Source organism: Clostridium psychrophilum (genome assembly GCF_018861705.1).
Lineage (GTDB): Bacteria > Bacillota > Clostridia > Clostridiales > Clostridiaceae > Clostridium_AD > Clostridium_AD psychrophilum.
On the sequence record NZ_JAHLEC010000058.1, the window covers coordinates 1 to 20,588 of the forward strand.

The 20,588-nt window shown below is 29.9% G+C and carries 18 protein-coding genes; 7 read left to right on the forward strand and 11 right to left on the reverse strand.

Annotation, left to right across the window (positions count from 1 at the left end; translation table 11 throughout):
* Positions 1-175: 175 nt before the first annotated feature.
* The 3 genes from panC to KPL38_RS12230 all read right to left on the reverse strand — a co-directional run bounded on the left by panC (position 176) and on the right by KPL38_RS12230 (position 2,807).
* A complete protein-coding gene (gene panC, locus KPL38_RS12220; protein WP_216289414.1) occupies positions 176-1,021 on the reverse strand; it encodes a pantoate--beta-alanine ligase in 846 nt (281 codons plus the stop codon).
* A gap of 103 nt (positions 1,022-1,124) precedes the next feature.
* A complete protein-coding gene (panB, locus tag KPL38_RS12225) occupies positions 1,125-1,952 on the reverse strand; it encodes a 3-methyl-2-oxobutanoate hydroxymethyltransferase (RefSeq protein WP_216289415.1) in 828 nt (275 codons plus the stop codon).
* Positions 1,953-2,807, reverse strand: a complete 855-nt coding sequence (locus KPL38_RS12230; RefSeq protein WP_216289416.1) for a Rossmann-like and DUF2520 domain-containing protein — start codon at positions 2,805-2,807, stop codon at positions 1,953-1,955.
* 322 nt (positions 2,808-3,129) lie between these two features.
* Here KPL38_RS12230 and KPL38_RS12235 point away from each other — a divergent pair, with 322 nt between their 5' ends.
* Positions 3,130-3,498: a hypothetical protein gene (locus tag KPL38_RS12235; RefSeq protein ID WP_216289417.1), complete on the forward strand. Its 369-nt coding sequence runs from the start codon at positions 3,130-3,132 to the stop codon at positions 3,496-3,498.
* 168 nt (positions 3,499-3,666) lie between these two features.
* Here the strand turns inward: KPL38_RS12235 and KPL38_RS12240 are convergent, their stop codons facing one another.
* The 3 genes from KPL38_RS12240 to KPL38_RS12250 all read right to left on the reverse strand — a co-directional run bounded on the left by KPL38_RS12240 (position 3,667) and on the right by KPL38_RS12250 (position 8,379).
* Entirely contained in the window at positions 3,667-4,566 is a 900-nt protein-coding gene (locus tag KPL38_RS12240) for an alpha/beta hydrolase (protein ID WP_216289418.1), read from the reverse strand.
* 174 nt (positions 4,567-4,740) lie between these two features.
* Positions 4,741-5,022 carry a ribosomal protein L7/L12 gene (locus KPL38_RS12245; RefSeq protein ID WP_216289419.1) on the reverse strand — a complete coding sequence of 94 codons (282 nt, stop codon included), beginning with the start codon at positions 5,020-5,022 and terminating at the stop codon, positions 4,741-4,743.
* Between the two features lie 318 nt (positions 5,023-5,340).
* On the reverse strand, positions 5,341-8,379 hold the full coding sequence (locus KPL38_RS12250; RefSeq protein WP_216289420.1) for a vitamin B12-dependent ribonucleotide reductase: 3,039 nt from the start codon (positions 8,377-8,379) through the stop codon (positions 5,341-5,343).
* 358 nt (positions 8,380-8,737) lie between these two features.
* Here KPL38_RS12250 and KPL38_RS12255 point away from each other — a divergent pair, with 358 nt between their 5' ends.
* The 3 genes from KPL38_RS12255 (at position 8,738) to KPL38_RS12265 (ending at position 10,924) form a co-directional block, all read left to right on the forward strand.
* On the forward strand, positions 8,738-9,256 hold the full coding sequence (locus tag KPL38_RS12255; protein WP_216289421.1) for a gamma carbonic anhydrase family protein: 519 nt from the start codon (positions 8,738-8,740) through the stop codon (positions 9,254-9,256).
* A 160-nt stretch (positions 9,257-9,416) separates the two neighbouring features.
* Positions 9,417-9,914 carry a free L-methionine (R)-S-oxide reductase MsrC gene (msrC, locus tag KPL38_RS12260; protein WP_216289422.1) on the forward strand — a complete coding sequence of 166 codons (498 nt, stop codon included), beginning with the start codon at positions 9,417-9,419 and terminating at the stop codon, positions 9,912-9,914.
* Between the two features lie 170 nt (positions 9,915-10,084).
* Positions 10,085-10,924: a CvfB family protein gene (locus KPL38_RS12265; protein WP_216289423.1), complete on the forward strand. Its 840-nt coding sequence runs from the start codon at positions 10,085-10,087 to the stop codon at positions 10,922-10,924.
* Between the two features lie 67 nt (positions 10,925-10,991).
* Here the strand turns inward: KPL38_RS12265 and KPL38_RS12270 are convergent, their stop codons facing one another.
* The 3 genes from KPL38_RS12270 to KPL38_RS12280 form a co-directional block, all read right to left on the reverse strand.
* Positions 10,992-13,655, reverse strand: coding sequence for a cation-translocating P-type ATPase (locus KPL38_RS12270; RefSeq protein WP_281419355.1), 2,664 nt, complete (start codon positions 13,653-13,655; stop codon positions 10,992-10,994).
* Positions 13,656-13,763: 108 nt separating this feature from the next.
* Positions 13,764-14,300: a chromate transporter gene (locus KPL38_RS12275; protein WP_216289425.1), complete on the reverse strand. Its 537-nt coding sequence runs from the start codon at positions 14,298-14,300 to the stop codon at positions 13,764-13,766.
* Positions 14,300-14,818, reverse strand: a complete 519-nt coding sequence (locus tag KPL38_RS12280; RefSeq protein ID WP_216289426.1) for a chromate transporter — start codon at positions 14,816-14,818, stop codon at positions 14,300-14,302. Before KPL38_RS12280 ends, KPL38_RS12275 begins: the two co-directional genes overlap by 1 nt.
* Positions 14,819-15,274: 456 nt before the next feature.
* On the opposite strand from KPL38_RS12280, the gene KPL38_RS12285 reads away from it, so the two are divergent.
* Complete coding sequence (locus KPL38_RS12285; protein WP_216289427.1) at positions 15,275-15,697, forward strand: YaaR family protein; 423 nt, start codon at positions 15,275-15,277, stop codon at positions 15,695-15,697.
* An 81-nt stretch (positions 15,698-15,778) separates the two neighbouring features.
* Here the strand turns inward: KPL38_RS12285 and KPL38_RS12290 are convergent, their stop codons facing one another.
* A complete protein-coding gene (locus KPL38_RS12290) occupies positions 15,779-17,689 on the reverse strand; it encodes an NAD(+) synthase (RefSeq protein ID WP_216289428.1) in 1,911 nt (636 codons plus the stop codon).
* 499 nt (positions 17,690-18,188) lie between these two features.
* Between KPL38_RS12290 and KPL38_RS12295 the strand changes: the two genes are divergently transcribed.
* Positions 18,189-18,617, forward strand: a complete 429-nt coding sequence (locus tag KPL38_RS12295) for an NfeD family protein (protein ID WP_216289429.1) — start codon at positions 18,189-18,191, stop codon at positions 18,615-18,617.
* 30 nt (positions 18,618-18,647) lie between these two features.
* The gene (locus tag KPL38_RS12300; RefSeq protein ID WP_216289430.1) at positions 18,648-19,646 is read left to right on the forward strand and encodes an SPFH domain-containing protein; all 999 of its coding nucleotides are present in this window, start codon (positions 18,648-18,650) and stop codon (positions 19,644-19,646) included.
* 29 nt (positions 19,647-19,675) lie between these two features.
* Here KPL38_RS12300 and KPL38_RS12305 read toward each other — a convergent pair whose 3' ends face one another.
* The gene (locus KPL38_RS12305; RefSeq protein ID WP_216289431.1) at positions 19,676-20,284 is read right to left on the reverse strand and encodes a flavin reductase family protein; all 609 of its coding nucleotides are present in this window, start codon (positions 20,282-20,284) and stop codon (positions 19,676-19,678) included.
* Positions 20,285-20,588 lie beyond the last annotated feature (304 nt).

Genomic DNA, 20,588 nt, shown 5'->3' on the forward strand with positions numbered 1-20,588 from the left:
AACAAATAAAGCAACATTAAATTTCTTCAGGATACATTTTCACTTTTCAACCCACATTCTAAATCCTAATATTTCCATTATTGTTTTTTCATAAGTTAGTTAACACTATCATTTCTTTAAGTTATATAACATTATTAATTGTTATCACTTTTTTATACTTTAGTAGTGTTTTAATTTAAACTTCCCATATGAAATTATCTATTAATCTTGTTTTTCCAATAAAGACTGCTATGGCAACAAGAACCGGTTTATTTACAACGTCTACAGCTTTAAGCGATATAGAATCAACAACTTCTATATAATCCACTTTAGCTAAGACTTCATTCTGAATAACATTTCTTATAACATTTTTTAAAAGCTTAGTAGATTTTTCACTAGAAGATAAAATTTCTTTTCCCTTAGTTAAACTTTTGTTTAAACATAAAGCTGCTTGTCTTTCTTTTGCTGACAAATAAACATTGCGTGAGCTTTTTGCAAGTCCATCTTTTTCTCGTACTATAGGACAACCAACAATTTTTATATCAAAATTTAAGTCTCTTACCATCCTTTTGATGATTGCTAATTGTTGAGCATCTTTTTCTCCAAAATATGCTTTATCAGCAGGAATTATATTAAAGAGCTTTGAAACTACAGTACATACACCACCGAAATGGCAAGGCCTTTTAGCACCACAAAGACCTGTTGTAAGACCTTGCACGTTGACACCTGTTACATTATCAGTGTAATACATTTCAGAGACTTCTGGAGCAAATATAAGATGTGCTCCAGCACTTTCACATAAAACAGTATCTTTATCTAAAGTTCTTGGGTAAGATGATAAATCTTCATTTGGACCAAATTGTATAGGATTTACAAATATACTTACAACAACTTTTTCATTTTCCTTTGCTGCACGTTTTATTAAACTTGCATGTCCTTCATGTAAAGAACCCATAGTTGGAACTAAGGCAACGCTGTAGCCTTCATTTTTCCAAGATTTTACTTGCATTCGTGCTTCCTCAATAGTTTTAACAGTAATCATTTCTAGAGGTATTTTAAAGCATATTATATACGCTTTACTAATACCCTCTACACTTCCTTTCTTATCTATATTTAAGATATTTTACAGCGACCAACGAGATGATTTAATATAATTTATTTAAAATTTCATCGTCTATTTTAAAACAGTGTTCTTTAGCAGGGAAGGTTCCTTCATTAACTTCTTTAACATATAATTTAAAACCGTCTCTCATGAGGTCTCCGACATTTGCAAAGTTCTTTACAAACTTAGGTTTGAAGTCGGAGAACATGTTAAGCATATCTTGATATACTAAAATTTGACCATCACAGCCACCACCAGCACCTATTCCTATTGTTGGTATAGTAATATTGCTTGATATAATATTAGCTAGTTTTGAGGGGATACATTCAAGCACAATTGCAAAGGCACCTGCTGCTTCTATTTTTTTTGCATCTTCAATAAGTTTCTGTGCATCTGTAATATTTTTTCCTTGAACTTTAAAACCACCAAACATGTTAACAGATTGTGGAGTTAGGCCAAGATGACCCATTACTGGTATTTGAGCATTCACTATAGCCTTGATTTGTGGGCAAACGACGGCACCACCTTCAAGCTTTATTGCTTGTGCTCCAGCTTCTTGTATAAATCTACCTGCATTTGTTACTGCATCATATAATGATGCTTGATAGGACATAAAAGGCATGTCACCAACTACAAGAGCATTTTTAGTTCCACGAACAACAGCTTTAGTGTGATGTAACATATCATCCATAGTTACGCTTAATGTGTCCTTGTACCCTAGACAAACCATACCTAAGGAATCTCCTACTAAAATTCCATTAACATTGCATTCATCAATGAGCTTTGCCGTTGAGTAATCATAAGCGGTAAGCATTGTTAATTTTTCACCAGACTTTTTAGCAGATATAAAGGTTGAAATAGAATTTTTCAATTAATAGTCCCCCTTCACGCTTAAATATTTTTTAAGCTTTGTGTAATCTTTGTCTTTATGTTTTTTTTCTGATAAAGCTAGTAGCTTTAGTGATAAATTTTTATATAAGTCTACATCAGCCTTAGGTATAGTCTTCATGTGAAGGTTTACCGTGCCTATATCATTTCTATCAATTGGACCAGTTAAAGCTGTTATAAAACCATTACTCTTTATATTATCAATATTATTTTGAATTAATGGGAGTAATGCTTCTAGGGCATCATCTTCATTAAGACCACATTGACTTAGATAGCTACATCCTGTATTAATTAAAGATAAAACTAAGTTTGATACTGTAACGCTAGCTAAGTGGTAAAGCACTTTATTATCTTTATTAATAACAAAACATTTGTTACCTAAAAAAGTAAAAAAATCTTTAAGTTGTGAAATATGACTTTCTGGTCCTTCAATAGAAAAATATGCACTTTGTAACTTTTTGTAAGAACTATATTTATCAGAAAATGCGAAAATAGGGTGAATTGAGTATGCGAATGCATTTGAATTGTTTATGTTTAAAAAAATGCTAGAGGTTAAAGAACCACTAGTATGACATATTATTTTATTATCTAAATTACAAATTAATAATTTCTGCCAAACTTCATGAATTGAATCATCAGGAGTAGTAATAAAAATCATTGAACTATCCTTTGCCAAGTCATTAATTGTCTCATAAGCTTTTGAATTAGTAAATTTAGATGCCTCTTTAGCATCTTTAAAAGATTTACTATAATATCCAGATAACGTTATTCCTTTAGTGGAAAAATATTTTCCAAGAGAAAACCCTACCTTTCCTGATCCAATAAAGCCGATAATCATAATATCGCCTCCAATTTAATACAGTAAAAAAACATCTCCTGTATTGCTGTCCCATTCACAAAGATATGAGCAGAAAAAATAATTCAAGCTACTTTAGTAGATAAAGCTACTTTATGTAGATAAAGCTACTTTAGTGCTTTATTAATAATATGTTAAACAATTAAGTGCAGTTCGCATGCGATACTACCCACAAATAGTCTAGCATAAATTTTTTTAAAATACAAATATAAATTAATATATTATTACATATACTATTGATATATATTAAGAAGTGCTTGATAATGTATGTATACGTTAATTTATAGAAAAGGGGGGATAAAATATGAATATCTTCATACAAATACTTGGCATGTTCGCATTTGCAATTGTTGCTCTTGTAATATATTGGGCTTTAAAGAACTATGTATTATCTAAGATAAAAATTAGCAAGTGGATAGTGCTTGGAATAGCTGTGGTGATTTTTGTTGTGCCAATGCTTATATGGCCAACTATGCCGACTTATGTATCTAAATATGTAATACCAGGAATATTTGTTATTTTTGCTTTGTGGTTTATGGATTTAGCAGGTTTTATGAAAAAAAAGGATACATCTAAAACAAATTATACAACGACATCAAAGAAAAGTAAGAAAGATAACATAGTAATTAGGCCTAAGGCTAAACCAAATAGAGTTAAGAATAAGAAAAAGTAATTAAAAGGGAGTATAAATTTCTAAACGAAATTTATACTCCCTTTTAATGCTCTTAATACATTTGGACATCAAAATTAGATGTAATAGAAATTAACATACTTATAAAAGCATAATAGTTATACCTATTTTAATGTAGTCAAATGTAAAATCTAAAAGTGAGGTAAAATATTATATATTTAATAAAAAATCAGATATTACATTTTCATATTCTGATAATGAATATTTAATATTTTTAAATATACTATGCTCACAATTTTTGACGATAAATAGCTTGCTATTTGTTGCTTTAGCCATGCGTTTAGACATGTAGCAGGGAATTAGATTGTCCATTTCTCCATGAATAAACAAAATAGGAACTTTCGTATTACTTATAGAACCTAGAACATCTATATCTGAAAGCCAAAAGTTATTTAATATTTTGCATACTAAACTCACAGTGTTAACAAAAATAAAGGGGGGCATTTTTTTAGCTCTTATGTGAAATGCTACAAGCTCATGAAGATTAGAAAAACCTGATTCTGATATGACAAAATTGGGCTTTATAACTTCGGCGCAGGTTAGTAATGCAATAGAGGCCCCCATTGAATGTCCCATTATACCAACATTATCATATCCTAAATTTTTCAAATACTTCATCCATTGGGTTATGTCCTTTGTTTCTTTAAACCCATATGTACTTATAGTTGGGGAGCTATTACAATGTCCTCTTTGATCTATAAGAAGAACATCATAATTCTTTTTTCTAAAAAATTCAACGTGAGAAAGCATTGTTACATGGTTATTACTTATTCCATGGATTAAAATGACACATCCAATGCTTGTTTTGCATTTAACAAGATATCCAGCTAAATGTAAATTATCAAGTGAATTAGTAACTATTTTAGTTAGCTTTAAATCTTCGTAATAATTACTTGTTATCAAATTTTTATCTATCAATCTATTCATTTCTTCCATCGTACTTTTCTTTCTTTTGTGGAATACTTTTAAATAAGTGTTCCAGGTTACTGCAATTATTATAACTAATAACGCCGATATTACAGCATATATGATCATTTCTAATGTATTCAAATAGTCACCACCTTATAGTAATTTTAATCCATAATGTTGTAAATAAACAGCTTTTATGTTTTTTATAGCTATTGTTATATTTGAACATCTAATAGGTTCAAACAGAATTAGTATGACTACGGATCATGCACTTAATCTAATTATAATTAGTGCACTATTAATAAAATTTAGTTCTTATTTTGATTTCAGTTCGATTAATGAATCAACATATTCTTTGGCTTCAATTAATCCAAATCCAGTAACCTCTCTATATTTTTTGATCGCTTTAATTTTTTTACCTTCTAAAAGAAGGCTCTTTAATTCATCGGTTACGGTATCAGGCACTCCAACTTGTTGAGCAATCCTATTTACGTTTGTATTTATACGCTTAATATCACTTCGAATCTGACTAATACTGCCTTCTATACCTATTAGTAATCCTGTTACGATAAGTCCTAAAATAATTGCATAATTCATGATTTCACCCCCTATTAGGTATTAATTTAAGGTTATGTCAAATAATTACCAAATGCAATACTTGTGTTATAGAACGTTGTATTTAGAGCATTAAAAGATAAGGTATATTGTTTTATGGCAAATAACAAACTTACAAAAAAATGAATTAAAGATACATGTCTAATAATATTCTGCCACGTTGATAGGAATAAAAGGGAAAAAATAAAACCCTCTGAAGTTCCATCCAGAGGGTCAAATATCAAATTACTAATTATTGAATAAATATAAATTTTGCACAACGTAAGTCTAACAAGAGTTTTTAGCACTATTAAATATTAACTAACTACATCCAGTGGTAGTTCCACATTCTAAACAAACCTTACAAGTACCGTTTCTAACAAGCCTTGTACTTGAACAATTGGAGCAGGTTTCAGAGTATATTCTTTCTCCTTGAATTTTACCTGCTTTTACGTTCTCACCAGTAGGGGAGAGAACATTGTCAGCTTCTGCAAGACCTGTTGAGATTTCATTCTTATTAGGTATTAGTGGGTTATTTGGTATACTAGAGTTATTATAGCTTTCTGGTTTAATTTGACATCGACTATAGTCTCCTAGTTCTATATCAATAATTTTACTAATTAAATCGGATATAGAAGAAACAGATTTAATATAAGGATGTTTTTGTACAAAACCATAAGGTTCAAATTTTTGTCCTCGAAGCATTTTAGAAATATCTGCTCCGGGTACATGATGCTGAAGCATAACTGAAATTGATTTTGAAAGAGAGTTTAATAATCCACTAATAGTAGTACCTTCTCTATCTGTAGTTATATATATTTCAGAAATCTCTCCGTTTGAACGTCTATTAACAGTAGTATATACTTTTACATCTTCTATTTGAGCTGGATGAGTAGTTCCATAACGTATTCCAACTTGTTTTTCGCGTGTAGAGTGATTTGATGTTTTTTGTAAAGATTTTGCTTTCATTAAAAGATCTTCATATGACAAATCCTCAAGAGATACTTCTTTATCTTCAGATAAAGTAGTGTTTAAAGGTTGACTTGCTTTTGAACCATCTCTATACAAAGCAATACCTTTAACTCCAAGTTTCCAAGAATTTAATATAACGTCCTTAAAGTCTTTTATAGTTGCATTTTTAGGCAAATTTACAGTCTTTGATATAGAACCTGATATTAGGGGAGTTATTGCTGCCATCATAAGCACATGTCCCATAAAGGATATATATCTTTTTCCACTACCACATTTGTTAGCAGTGTCAAATATAGGTAAATGTTCAGGCTTTAAATGTGGAGCACCCTCAATTTTACCATCAACAATTTTTTCATATTCAAATCCATTTTCATTAACCTTTTCTTTTCTTAAAATATACTCAAGAATATCATTTGTTTCCTTTAATGAATATCCAAGGTTAAGTAAAGAATCTTTAATTACAGGATTTACGATGGTCATAAATCCACCACCAGATAATTTCTTATATATACAATGACTAAAATATGGTTCAACTGATGTTGCACCACAATCCATTGCAAAGGAAATAGTACCAGTAGGAGCTAAAACTGTGACTTGAGCATTTCTAAAACCGTATTTTTCGCCGCTGCTTAAGGCATTTGACCAACAGCTTTTAAGCATTTCACTGACATTGCCAAGAGAGTCATTATTTAATATAGCATGGTTAACCTTCATAGGTTTATAATTTAAATTTTCATATTTAGTTTTTAGTACTCCAGCTGCTCTAGCATGATTTCTTATAACTAATTGCATATATTTTTTGTTTATTTCATATTTTTCAAAAGGTGCTAGTTCTTTTGCAAGTAATGACGAAACATAATAAGACTGTGCAGTCATTATCCCACTTAATGAGGCAGCTATATTTCTAGAATCATCTGAGTCATAAGGATAGCCCATTACCATAAATAAGGAAGCTAAATTTGAAATTCCAAGACCAGTTGTTCTAAATAAATAACTTTTTCTTGCTATGTCTTCTGTTGGAAACTGACCCCAATATATGGAGGATTCAAGAACTAATTGTGTAAGTCCTATCAAATGCACATATCCATCAACATCAAATTTCTTAGTTTTATTATCATAAAATTTATAAATATTAATAGAGGCTAAATTACAAGATGTATCATCTAAAAAAGCATATTCTCCACAAGGATTAGTTGAATTAATTCTATTATATTTAGCATTAACTACTCCATCTTCACCGGCAGGACAGGTATGCCATGCATTAAAGGTGTCATCGAACTGAGGAGCAGGGTCTGCACATTGCCAAGCTGATTTATTAAAAGTATCCCATAGCGTTTTAACACTTATTTCGGAGTCAATTGTTGGGTCACATCTTCCTTTAAGAGTAATTGTTTGATTAGGATCTTTATCTAAGTTATCAACTTTCATCATAAATTCATCTGAAAATCTTACAGAGTTATTTCCATTTTGACCAGAAACAGTCTCATAAGCTTCTCCTTCAAAACTACCATCATAACCCATTTTAGTAAGAGCACGTACTTTATCTTCTTCTTTAGCTTTCCAAGTCATAAACGGCATTATTTCGGGGTGATTTATATTAAGACATAACATTTTAGCTGCACGCCTCGTAGTTCCACCAGATTTTATAGCTCCAGCATTTCTATCAAGACCTCTTAGAAAGCTCATAAGTCCGGAAGAAACGCCACCACTAGATAACTTTTCTCCAATGCCTCTTATACTAGAAAAATTAGTTCCAGTACCAGAACCACCTTTAAATAATTTGGTTTCTGTTACATATTGCTCAGAAATTGAATGTTTTCCAAGTAGTTTATCTTGAATTGAGAGAATGAAACAAGCTGATGCTTGAGTCCTTGTATAAGCATCTTCACTTTTAACAATCTTTTTCAATTTTTCATCATAATAAAAATTATTTAGAGTTTCACCTTTTATACCATATGATAAATTAAGACCAGTGTTAAACCATTGAGGAGAATTTGGGGCAAACATCTGACTTAAAAAAGCGTATATTAGTTCATCATATACAATAGCTCTTTCCTCTTTAGTTTTAATAATAGTTTCGGCAGTCAAGGCTTCACACCAAAAATTAACAAGTCTATGAGAAACCAATTTCATACTATTCTCATAGCCTTCTTTGTTGTTAACACCAGATTTTCTGAAATATTTTGAAGCAATTATATCACATGAATTTTGTGAGTAATGTTCTGGAAATTCTAAATCTTTCATATCTAGAAGTACTTTATTAGTTTTATGATCTTTTAATAAAACATCTACCTTTTTCCAATTAAATAAATCAAAAACAGTAATAGTTTTATCTTTTTCTAGCTCAGTTGTAAAAACCCTTTTTATTAAATCTTTTATCTCCGCCATAATTAATACTAGCTTAAAGAAAACTAGTATAAACACCTCCTATTAGTTGCATATTAACATTAAATAATGTAAAATATAATTTATAATACTTGAAATTATTGTACCTAAAAGCTTTTTAAAATTTTTAGGCTATTTTTTGTGTAAATAAATATATATACCATATGTAGTAATTAAAGAATAATCTGTACTACATATGGTATTATATAATAAAATTTAGAATAAATCAAGAATTAATATTAGCTCATAATATGACAAATTATAGGAAAACTTATTAAATATTGTAGTATAATAAACATATATTTATTATGTTACTGTAATTTATAAATAAATTAGTTTTAATAGGGGAGATGATGAAATTATGATACATCAATTTGATGGAAAAATACCTAATATACACAAGAATACGTTCATTGCGAGCAGTTCAGATGTTATTGGTAATGTAACTATAGGAGAATATAGTAGTGTTTGGTTTGGAGCTGTAATTAGAGGCGATATGAATACTATGACTATTGGTGAATATACAAATGTTCAAGATAACTGCACAATGCATAATGATGATGAGTTTTCGGTTAGTATTGGAGATTATGTAACTATAGGACATAATGCTATAATTCATGGTTGTACAATTTCAAGTTACACTCTAATTGGAATGGGAAGCACAATACTCAACGGAGCTGAAATAGGTGAGTATACTATAATTGGTGCAGGTAGTTTGGTTACTCAAGGCAAAAAGATACCAAGTGGAGTACTTTGCATGGGTTCGCCTGCTAGAGTAGTTAGAAATCTTACTAAAGAAGAAAAAGAAGGGCTAAAAGAATCAGCAAAACATTATGTAAAACTTTCAATGAAATATAGTACAAAATTAAAAGTATTATAATATATTATAGTAACCTTTTTTGTAAAATTATATTTACTAAGAGGTTATTATGTTTTTTTTGAAAAGTTTTTTGAAAATATAGGTGAAATAGCTTTTATTTTTATTGATTTATTAATACAATAGAGATATAAGGTTTGTGGTTTGTTAAGGAGTGAAAAAGATGATAAAATTAAAAGGAATAGAAAAGATGACAAATGAGCAGAAATATAAATATATGCTTATTCTTTTAGAAGGACAGCTTAGTTCAGAAAAAAATGATTTGGCAAATTTAGCAAATGCTTCAGCAATTCTAAAAGCAATTATGGATAAGGTGAATTGGGCAGGGTTTTACATACTTAGAGAAAACATATTAGTACTTGGTATATTTCAAGGACTTCCAGCTTGTAACAGAGTAGAAATAAACAAAGGGGTATGTGGAGCAGCCGTAACAGAAAAAAAACTTCAGCGAATAGAAAATGTTCATGAATTTCCAGGCCACATTGAGTGTGACTGTTCTACAAACTCAGAAATTGTTATACCTATAATAAAAGATAATGTGGTTTATGGGGTTTTGGATATAGATAGTCCTTATATAGGAAGATTTACGGAGGTTGAAGAAAAATATTTAGTACAATTTGTTGACAAACTTAACAAACATATAAATTGGTCTAAAGTTTAATGACATTTCAGAAGGAAAGTTTCCTATTGCTATAAGCATGTGAATACATATTATAGTAAAGAAAAACTTAAGTGGATGTACCAATAGCCTTCTGAAGTCGTAGCTCTGCAAGAGATGATTAATTTTAGAGCTTCGCAGAAGATGATTAAATAAAAGGTAGGAGATTATAAATGATAAACATTGGAGATTTTAATAGTTTAAAAGTAGTTAGGAGAGCGGATTTTGGGTATTATTTGGGTGCTGGAACAGAAAACACTAGTGATGATATATTATTACCAATGAAAAGTACAGTGGGCAGAGCGCTTAAGATTGATGATGAAGTTGAAGCCTTCATATATAGAGATTCAAGTGATAGATTAATTGCTACCTTAAAGAAACCACTCGCAAAGGTTGGAGATATTGCTTATCTTAAAGTAGTTGACATGACACCAATAGGGAGTTTTGTACAGATTGGGTTAGAAAGGGATATATTAGTTCCTTTCAAGGAAGAAAATTATAAGTTAGAAACAGGGAAAAAATATCTTTTCTATGTGTACTTAGATAAGACTGGAAGACTCGCAGCAACTACTTTTATTGATAAATATCTATATGATACGGATATATATGAAATAGATGATGAAGTAGAGGGTACAGTATACGGAATCCAGACTAATGGTACCTTGATGATAGCAATAGACGATATTTATAGGGCAGTTATTTTAAAAAATGAGAATTATAATACTATAATACCTGGTGACAAAGTAAGTGTACGAGTGAAAAAATATTATGAAGATGGTAAGATGGATGTAACAGCAAGAAAACCAAGACTTGAGGAAAGAGATGTAGTTGAAGAACAAATATTAGAATACTTAACAAAATGTGATGGCTCTATGCCATACAATGATAAAAGTTCTCCTGATGATATAAAGAAGACATTTAAGACTAGCAAAAATTCTTTTAAGAGAGCTCTTGGTGGACTTATGAAAGGGGATTTAATTACTCAAGACGAAGATGGTACCAAATTAAAATAATTATAATTTCTGAAAAAGTGAAAGACCTATGAATTAATTCATAGGTCTTTCACTTTTTTGATGTGTATTATTCTTTAGATGAACTGCGTTTAAATATCTTTGCAACTTCATTAAAGAAAAGTGGCATAAGGGATAAAATAGTAACAATACCCCAATCGGATAAACTTAAAGCGTGAACACTAAAAGCATTTGCGAGTGGTGGAATAGTTATTATTAAATCTTGTAGCAGTATACCAAAAACTATAGCTGCAATTAAATATTTGTTTGTAAAAAGTCCTATTTGAAATATGGATTTTTTGTTGTTTCTCATATTTAAAGAATGAACAAGTTGAGAAACGGATAATACTACAAAGGCCATAGTTTGTGCATGTTTTATAGCGTCCTTGGTAATATTTTCTGGAAATAGTGGGAATAAACTAGTTGTTCCACTATAGTATTTTGCACCGATTATAAATGCTATTAAAGTTACTGCACCAATTAATAGTCCATTAAGAGCTAGATTTAAGGTAGCACCCTTGAATAAACTATCTTTTGGATTACGTGGTTTATATTTCATAACGTCAGTGTCACCAGGGTCGATTCCTAGAGCTAAAGCTGGAAGTGTATCTGTAATCAAGTTAACCCATAATATATGGATAGGGCGAAGAGGCGATGCCCAACCTAAAAGGATTGCAAGAAATAGAGCTATAATTTCTCCGACATTACATGAAATCAGGAATATTACTGTTTTTTTAATATTTGTGAAGATATTTCTTCCTTCTTTTATTGCTGAAACGATAGTTGAAAAATTATCGTCTACTAATATCATATCAGCAGCACCTTTAGCGACATCAGTTCCTGTTATACCCATTGCTACACCGATGTTTGCCATTTTAAGAGAAGGTGCATCATTTACTCCGTCACCAGTCATAGATACAATGTTACCTTTAGATTTAAGAGCTTTTATAATTTTAACTTTATGTTCTGGGGAGACTCTTGCGAATACACTTATATTATCAATTTTGTTATTTAATGCCTCGTCCGAAATTTTATCAAGCTCGTTGCCAGACATAACGGCTAGAGGATCATCTGTAATATTAAGGTCTTTTGCTATAGCAAAAGCTGTATTTTGATGGTCACCAGTTATCATTACAGTCTTAATTCCTGATTTCTTACATAATGAAATAGAATCTTTAACCTCAAGCCTTGGAGGATCTATCATACCTACCAGTCCAATAAATATTAAATCATTTTCTAAAGAATCAATATCTACATGATGTGTGGTTAAAATTTTGTAAGCTGCACCAAGAACTCTTAATGCATCATCAGACATGTTATTAGATATTGCTATTATGTCTTTTTTTATTTTGGGAGTAATGTCTACAATACTGCCTTTAATATAGGCTTTAGTACATAAATTTAACAGATTATCAATTGCTCCTTTTGTCATTACATAATATTCATCATCATATTTATTTACAGTAGTCATTAATTTTCTATCTGATTCAAATGGAATCTCATTAATTCTTTGGTGCTTTTTCTCGAGTTCATCTTTAGATATATTGTTGTTTGCACCAGGTATGAGTAGTGCAATTTCAGTTGGATCACCTGTTTTTGCATCCTCGGAGTATGTAGCATCATTACATAAAATAAGATTATCAAGTAACAACTTGTGTTGTTTGTTTTTAAGATTTAGTGTATCAATATTTTCTAAAGTGTCACCTGCATAAAATTTTGTGACAGTCATTTTATTTTGAGTTAAGGTTCCTGTTTTATCTGAACATATAATATTTACTGAACCTAAAGTTTCAACAGCAGGTAGTTTACGTATAATGGCATTTTGCTTAACCATTTTTTGAACGCCCATAGCAAGTACTATGGTGACTATTGCAGGTAGGCCTTCAGGAATAGCGGCAACAGCTAAACTAATGGATGTAAGAAGCATTTCAAAAAGATCTCTCTTTTGAAGAATACCTACAATAAACATAAGGGCACATATAAATAATGCACCTATTCCAAGAAATTTACCAAGCTGTGCTAGTTTTTTTTGTAGTGGAGTTTCTGTATCTACTTTTTCGTCTAACATTTTAGCAATTTTACCAATTTGAGTATTCATTCCGGTATGGACAGCTATTCCGATGCCTCTACCATAGGTTGCAAGGGTAGACATGAAGAGCATATTTTTTTGATCACCCAGTGGGATATCATCGCCATTTAATACAAGCGATGCATCTTTATCCACTGGTACAGATTCTCCTGTAAGTGTGGATTCTTCAATTTTTAAATTTGCGGTTTCAAGTAGTCTTAAATCACAAGGAACATAACGACCTGCATCTATAATAATAATGTCACCAGGGACAACCTCTTTAGATGGGATTTCTTTTAACTCTCCATTACGCCTTACTACAGCTTTTGGAGTGGATAATTTTTTTAATGCATCAAGAGCTTTTTCAGCTTTAGACTCTTGAATAATTCCTACAGTAGCATTAATAACAATAACGATAGCAATTATTATTGCATCACTTGTTTCACCAAGGAGAGCAGAAATTACAGCGGCTACAATTAAAATATAAATTAGAATATCATTTAATTGAGCAAAGAACATAGCAATTAGAGTTTTAGGCTTTTTAGATGCCAATTCATTTAACCCAAATTTTTCTTTCTTTAGTTCTGCTTCTTTTTGAGAAAGCCCAGTTATTGGATCAGTCTCTAACTCTGCTAAAACTTCATTTATGGTTTTGCTAAAGAACATGAACATATCACCTCATTTTATAGTATAGTGTAATTTATTTAAAAAAACAACAAATTATTATTTATTGCTTTTTTATTATAGTATATGTGTAGAATTATATAACTTACATTATATAGGCAATAAAGAATAAAATACGATACCTAATATTCCTGAAATTATTATGACTAAAATAGGATTAAGTTTATTGCTAAGCAATAGACCTAAAGTTATGATCCCAATTATTATGCTTTTAATATCATTATAGGATTCACGTCCAAGAGAAAAGAATACAGAAATTATAAGGCCAATCATTGCAGGCCGCATACCAGCTAATGCAGATTTCATTATGTTAGATTCCTTGAATTTTAAAATATAGTGATTTGCTATGGAAACTAAAATAAATGAAAATGTAATTACACCTATGGTTGCAGCAATACTACCAGGTATACCAGAAACTTTAAAACCTACGAAGGTGGCTGAATTTATTGCTATAGGTCCTGGGGTCATTTGTGATATACCAATAATATCAATAAACTGTTTGGCGCTAATCCACTTATGGCTTTCTACAATTTCTCTTTGAATGACTGGAAGCATAGCATAACCTCCACCAAAACTAAAGGCTCCTATTTTTAAGAAGGAATAGAAGATTTTAATTATCATAGTCATTAAGTCATCTTCTTTCTAAGAAACACAATTCCATATAAACCGGATAAAAGTATAACTATAACAGGGTGTATATGTAAAAATAATATACTAGCAATACTTATTAAAATTATGATAAAATTTATATAATTTTTCTTTAGAGATTCAGACAAACTTACCACTGCTATGAGTATAAGCATAGGAACTGCAGCTGAAATACCCTCAAAAACTAAATTTACATAGTAATAGTCACGAAATTTTATAAAAAAGACAGCAATACACAATATTATGAAAAATGATGGTAAAATTACGCCAAGAACTCCAATGATAGCACCAAGTAAACCGCCAATTCGATAGCCAATAAATAAGCTACTATTAACAACTAAGGCTCCGGGGAAAGTTTGAGAAATAACAACGATATCTAAAAAATCCTCTTTTGATATCCACTTTTTTTTTGTTACTACTTCAGTCTGAATAAGTGGAATCATAGCATAACCTCCACCAAATGTGAAAGATCCTATTTTAAAGAAAGTCCAAAACATATTTAATAATATTTTTATTTTAACCACCTCTATAATTTAGTTTTTAATTATATGGAAAGAAAAATAGCGTTAGTTATATATGTAAGCATAAAATCAATAGATATATCTATAATGTTTAATATTTACTATTTAATTATACTAATATAACAAACAATTGGCAAACTTATAGGTGGAAAATAAATGTAGAACATTTGGGCAGAATTAAATTTTTATTATAACAAGAACCTATTTATATATGAGGCTAGAAATTATTTCCTATTGTGGCTAGAATTTATTTACATACGGGGCAAGAATTAATTCCCTATTGTGGCTAGAACTTATTTCTTAATGTGGCTAGAATTTATTTTCTTTTGTGTACATTTTTTTGCTCAAAGTTCGTTATAATGTATGTAACAATATAAATAAAACATTAAAAAAACATATAATATAAATATTGGGAAAACGAGGTGAAAAATCATGGAAATATCAAGAACTAGAAGAAATTCACCTATTTCGTCAGATACAAAATCTGTATCTAGTAAAATGGATTTTTCTCAAAACTTTAGTTTCGCTAGGCAACAAAAATCAGAGCAGCAGTTAAAAGAGATGATGGACGATATAAAGAAAAAGGGAAATAGATTATCCATTACAAAGTGTTTTTCGGATGTTAAATCTTATAAGAATTTAATTAAGCAATATTTAGATTCTGTTTTAAAACATATGTATGAGATTAAGAAGGATATCAGTTTTTGGCAAACACAATATTTTATAACTGTAAATACGGTGGATAAAAAACTTGAGGAACTTACACAATTGTTATTAAGTCAAGAAAAAGATAATCTTAAGGTAGCAAATACTATTGATGAGATTTCAGGTTTAATTGTAGATATTTATAAATAAAAAGAAAAAAAGATATATATTACGCGTATTGCAATATGCGTAATATATATCTTTTTTTCGTGTGAAAATATTTCGTAATTTTTAAAGAAAAGAATTATAACTAGCATCTGATGGCATTCTAAGGTCTCCTCTTGGAGATACGCTTATAGTACCAACTTTTGGGCCATCAGGTAGAGCTGAACGTTTAAATTGTTGAGTAAAGAACCGTTTTATAAATTTATCTAACCATTTTACTATTTCTTCCTGCGTGTAATCATTTTTGAAGGCTTCTTTAGCTAAAAATAATATTTTGCTAGGAGAAGCTCCTTGTTTCATAAAATAATAAAGAAAAAAGTCATGAAGTACGTATGGACCCACTATATCTTCAGTTTTTTGAGTGATTTTACCACTTTTATCTTTAGGCAAAAGTTCTGGGCTTACTGGAGTGTCAAGAATATCTAAAAGAATGTCTGTTACTTCTTTTGAAGATTCCTTATCAGCCACGTATTTAACTAAATATCTCACCAAAGTTTTAGGAATTGAGCAATTGACAGAGTACATAGACATATGATCTCCATTATATGTGCACCAACCTAAGGCTAGTTCTGATAAGTCACCTGTACCTATTAATAAACCACCTTCTTTATTAGCAAGGTCCATAAGAATTTGAGTTCTTTCTCTTGCTTGAACATTTTCATAAGTTACATCATGTTTTTCAACTGGATGATTTATATCTTTAAAATGTTGCAAACACGCATCAACTATATTAATTTCTCTAAGATCTGTACCTATATTTTTACAAAGGTTTATTGCATTCATATAGGTCCTATCGGTTGTTCCAAATCCAGGCATGGTGATAGTAACTATATTTTTTAATGGTATCTTTAACTTATCAAAGGTTTTAACTATAACAAGTAGTGCAAGGGTTGAATCAAGTCCCCCAGAAATCCCAACAACAGCTTTATTAAGCCCAGTATAAGAGAACCTTTTAGCGAGTGCTGAGGATTGAATATTAAATATCTCACCACAACGCATCTCACGCTGTAATTGATTTGAAGGAACAAAAGGATATTTATCTATAACCCTATCAAATACACCAAAATCTAAGCTTGAAAATTCAAAAGGAATTTCAATTATGTCAAAAGGGCATACAGAAGTACTACTTCTAAAACTAATATTTTTAAGCCTTTCACTATTTAGCTTGTTTATATCTATTATTGAATCAATAACTTCATTTTCTCTTTGAAATCTTTTATTTTCTTTTAAGATTAAACCATTTTCGCTAATCATAAGATGACCACTAAAAAGTAAATCAGTTGAGGATTCAAAAACACCAGAGGATGCATACAAATAAGAACACATACATCTTGCACTTTGAGATGATACTAAAGATTTTCTGTAATCAGCTTTGCTTACTAATTCATTGGATGCAGATAAATTGGCAATTATATTTGCACCATGGAGGGCTAAGTAACTACTTGGAGGAATTGTTACCCAAAGATCTTCACAAATCTCAAAACCAAATTTAATATCTTTGCAAGTAAACAACAAATTTGTTCCAAAAGGTATTTCATTTGCAAAAGAGAGATTTACAGATTTACTAATTATACCAAGACCTTCAGTAAACCATCTTTTCTCATAAAACTCAGTGTAATTTGGAATATAACTTTTTGGTACTATTCCCAAAAGGGTACCATTGAATATTACATATGCACAATTATATAAACAATCATTAGTATATAAAGGAGAGCCTACAGCAATCAATATATCTTTATTTTTAGAAAATTCGCATAGAGATTTAATCGCATTTTCTGATTTGTTAATAAGTCTATGTTGCAAAAACAAATCAGCACATGTATAAGCTGTTATGCAAAGTTCTGGGAAAACTATAAATTTTGATTCCTTATCTAGGGCCTGTTTAATGCAGGCTTTTATGTTAATTAAATTGAATTCTATATCTGCTACGCTTACCACGGGGCAAGCAACAGATACCTTTATAAAAGAAGTTTCCAAACTAATTCACGACCTTTCTCTAGTTTCTTATATATAGTGTATGCATAAATGACTTTATATAACAAATATTAACTCAAATTATATCATTATTTATGTTTAATTAGTAGATATGATTAATGATTATTTTACCAGTGCTAAATTATTTATTAATAAGACATGATATTGTATATATTATTTTTTAACAATAATAACATTTAATGGTAAATAAATATTATACAATGTAGTAAAATAGTACCAAGGTATTTTATTACATATAATACAATAAAATTAGTTATTATTAAGTTTAAAATATACAAGATTATATAATAATAACAACGTGGAATATTTTTATTGAATTAGCATTACGTTAATAATAACAAATAATATTAATAGTAAAATTTGCATAAAACATAAGAAACTTGTATTATAAAATTCATAAAAGATATATAATCAAAGTATGAATTAATAATATTATAAGTAAGTAAATTTTATTAATTAATATCCATAAGGAGGATACAATATGAAGTGGACGCCGATGATATTTTGGGTAGTTGTAGCATTAGGTGCATTGGCCATTGACATTACAACTAGTAGTTTTATGTTTGTATGGTTTGCTATAGGTGCAATCGCAGCAATATTTGCTATTGGGTTAAAGGCTTCGATAATTGTTCAAGTGTTTGTTTTTGTAGCAGTTAGTGCATTGGTTATGGCCATTGGTTATCCTATAGTTAAGAGAACCATAAAGAAAACTGTTAAAAAGACTTTGACAATGGAGGAAGGATACGTAGGTAAAGAATTTGAAATAGAAAAAGATATTGAAGAAAAGGGGAACATTAAATTTCAAGGAATTTATTGGACTGTTAAAAATGTAGGAAAACCTATAGTTAAAGGTGATTTGGTTCAGATTATTGGTATAGAAGGAAACAAGTTGTTAATAGAAAAAGTATAGATTATATTTAAATTCGAGGAGGAATTTGTTATGGGAACGATTATAGGTCTGGTTTTATTACTAATAATAGTTATAATGATTTTAACATCGATTAAAATTGTTAACACAGGGTATGTGCTTTTAGTAGAAAGATTTGGTCAGTTTCATAGAATATTAGAGCCAGGTTGGCATTTAACAATTGTATTTGCAGATTTTGTTAGAAGAAAGATTTCTACAAAACAACAAATATTGGATATTCAACCACAGAATGTTATAACCAAGGATAATGTAAATATATCAATTGATAATGTTATATTTTATAAAGTTATTAATTCAAAAGATGCAGTGTATAATATTGAGGATTATAAATCAGGTATTGTGTACTCAACTATTACTAATATGAGAAATATTGTGGGAGACATGACATTAGATGAGGTATTATCAGGGAGAGATAGAATAAATTCTAGGCTTCTTGAAATAATCGATGAAATCACTGATGCTTATGGAATAAAAATTTTATCTGTAGAAATTAAAAACATTGTTCCACCAGGCGAAATCCAACAAGCTATGGAAAAACAAATGAGAGCGGAGAGAGATAAGAGAGCATTTATTCTTACAGCAGAAGGTGAAAAACAAAGTCTAATTGAAAAAGCAGAAGGACATAAGCAAGCTCAGATATTAAATGCTGAAGCTGAAAAACAAGCAACTATTAGACGTGCAGAAGGACTTAAAGAATCACAACTATTAGAAGCAGAAGGTAAAGCAAGGGCTATAGAGACTATTGCAATTGCCGAAGCAGGTGCTATAAGAAAAGTAAATACAGCAATAATTGAGTCAGGTACAAATGAAACTGTAATAGCACTTAAACAGGTAGAAGCTCTTAAAGAAATGTCTAAAAATCCAGCTAATAAACTTATACTTCCAAATGAAATATTATCAAGTTTTGGTAGTATATCAGCAATAGGCGAAATGTTAAGAATGGATAAGAAGTCTGAGAATAAATCAATACCAGCAAAAGCAATACTCAATAAATCAATACCAAATGAATAAAAATAAACATAAAAATAAAGTCTGAGAAATCAGGCTTTATTTTTATGCTTTGAATGATTCTTATTGGTTTTATTTTTTTTCTGAACGGAGTAACCAAATTTGCCTAGCGGTTTAGAATTAACACTGAAATATTCACCATGAGAATAAGTAATGAGATCTGCTTTTTCAAAATGTATTTTACCCTTAATATCTATTAAGGTATTATCAATATGAGTATTTACAATTTCAGCTAAAAACAAATCGTGGCTACCTAAAGTAGTAATGCTTTTAACTTTGCATTCTAGAGATACGAGGCATTCAGATATTATTGGGGCTGTAACATCTTTGCTTTCATCCATGGTAAAGTTCATTTCACAAATTTTATCTATTTGCTTTCCAGAACGTACTCCACAGTAATCAACTTCACGAACCATTTTAGAATTAGGCAAATTTACTACAAAGTCTCCACTTTCTTTTATATAATCATAAGAAAGCCGTTCAGGTTTTATAGCCACTGTAATCATTGGAGGTTTAGTGCAAGCCGTACCAATCCAACCTACCGTAAAAACATTTATTTTACCTTCTTTATTTTTTGATGTAATTAGTACTACAGGGACGGGATTTAACATTGTACTGCCTTTAAATATAGTTTTCGTCATATGTATTCACCTCTATATTTTTAACATACATTATAAGTATGTCTTTATTTTTGTATAACATTATCTATTATACAATATCTTAAAAGATTTATACAACCCAAAATATAAGTTAGAAAGTGTTTTACAAAATAAAAGAATAATGTTTTTATTACGAATATAAAAATAGCATTTTAGTTATTATAATTCATATTAGGATTAAGCCACAAAAAGCTATATTTTCTCCGGTAGGAGTTAAGCTATTTCAAATTTTAGGCTATGCCTCTTGAAAATATTGTAAATTAATATGAAAATTTCAATAAAAAAC

What these genes read in the sequence shown, in the direction of transcription:
- KPL38_RS12285 (WP_216289427.1), top strand. Translation starts at nt 15,275, where the DNA reads ATGGAAATATCAAGAACTAGAAGAAATTCACCTATTTCGTCAGATACA.
- KPL38_RS12275 (WP_216289425.1), bottom strand. Translation starts at nt 14,300, where the DNA reads ATGACTATGATAATTAAAATCTTCTATTCCTTCTTAAAAATAGGAGCC.
- KPL38_RS12300 (WP_216289430.1), top strand. Translation starts at nt 18,648, where the DNA reads ATGGGAACGATTATAGGTCTGGTTTTATTACTAATAATAGTTATAATG.
- KPL38_RS12230 (WP_216289416.1), bottom strand. Translation starts at nt 2,807, where the DNA reads ATGATTATCGGCTTTATTGGATCAGGAAAGGTAGGGTTTTCTCTTGGA.
- KPL38_RS12270 (WP_281419355.1), bottom strand. Translation starts at nt 13,655, where the DNA reads ATGTTCTTTAGCAAAACCATAAATGAAGTTTTAGCAGAGTTAGAGACT.
- KPL38_RS12265 (WP_216289423.1), top strand. Translation starts at nt 10,085, where the DNA reads ATGATAAACATTGGAGATTTTAATAGTTTAAAAGTAGTTAGGAGAGCG.
- KPL38_RS12255 (WP_216289421.1), top strand. Translation starts at nt 8,738, where the DNA reads ATGATACATCAATTTGATGGAAAAATACCTAATATACACAAGAATACG.
- KPL38_RS12295 (WP_216289429.1), top strand. Translation starts at nt 18,189, where the DNA reads ATGAAGTGGACGCCGATGATATTTTGGGTAGTTGTAGCATTAGGTGCA.
- KPL38_RS12305 (WP_216289431.1), bottom strand. Translation starts at nt 20,284, where the DNA reads ATGACGAAAACTATATTTAAAGGCAGTACAATGTTAAATCCCGTCCCT.
- msrC (WP_216289422.1), top strand. Translation starts at nt 9,417, where the DNA reads ATGATAAAATTAAAAGGAATAGAAAAGATGACAAATGAGCAGAAATAT.
- KPL38_RS12250 (WP_216289420.1), bottom strand. Translation starts at nt 8,379, where the DNA reads ATGGCGGAGATAAAAGATTTAATAAAAAGGGTTTTTACAACTGAGCTA.
- KPL38_RS12245 (WP_216289419.1), bottom strand. Translation starts at nt 5,022, where the DNA reads ATGAATTATGCAATTATTTTAGGACTTATCGTAACAGGATTACTAATA.
- panC (WP_216289414.1), bottom strand. Translation starts at nt 1,021, where the DNA reads ATGATTACTGTTAAAACTATTGAGGAAGCACGAATGCAAGTAAAATCT.
- KPL38_RS12280 (WP_216289426.1), bottom strand. Translation starts at nt 14,818, where the DNA reads ATGTTTTGGACTTTCTTTAAAATAGGATCTTTCACATTTGGTGGAGGT.
- KPL38_RS12235 (WP_216289417.1), top strand. Translation starts at nt 3,130, where the DNA reads ATGAATATCTTCATACAAATACTTGGCATGTTCGCATTTGCAATTGTT.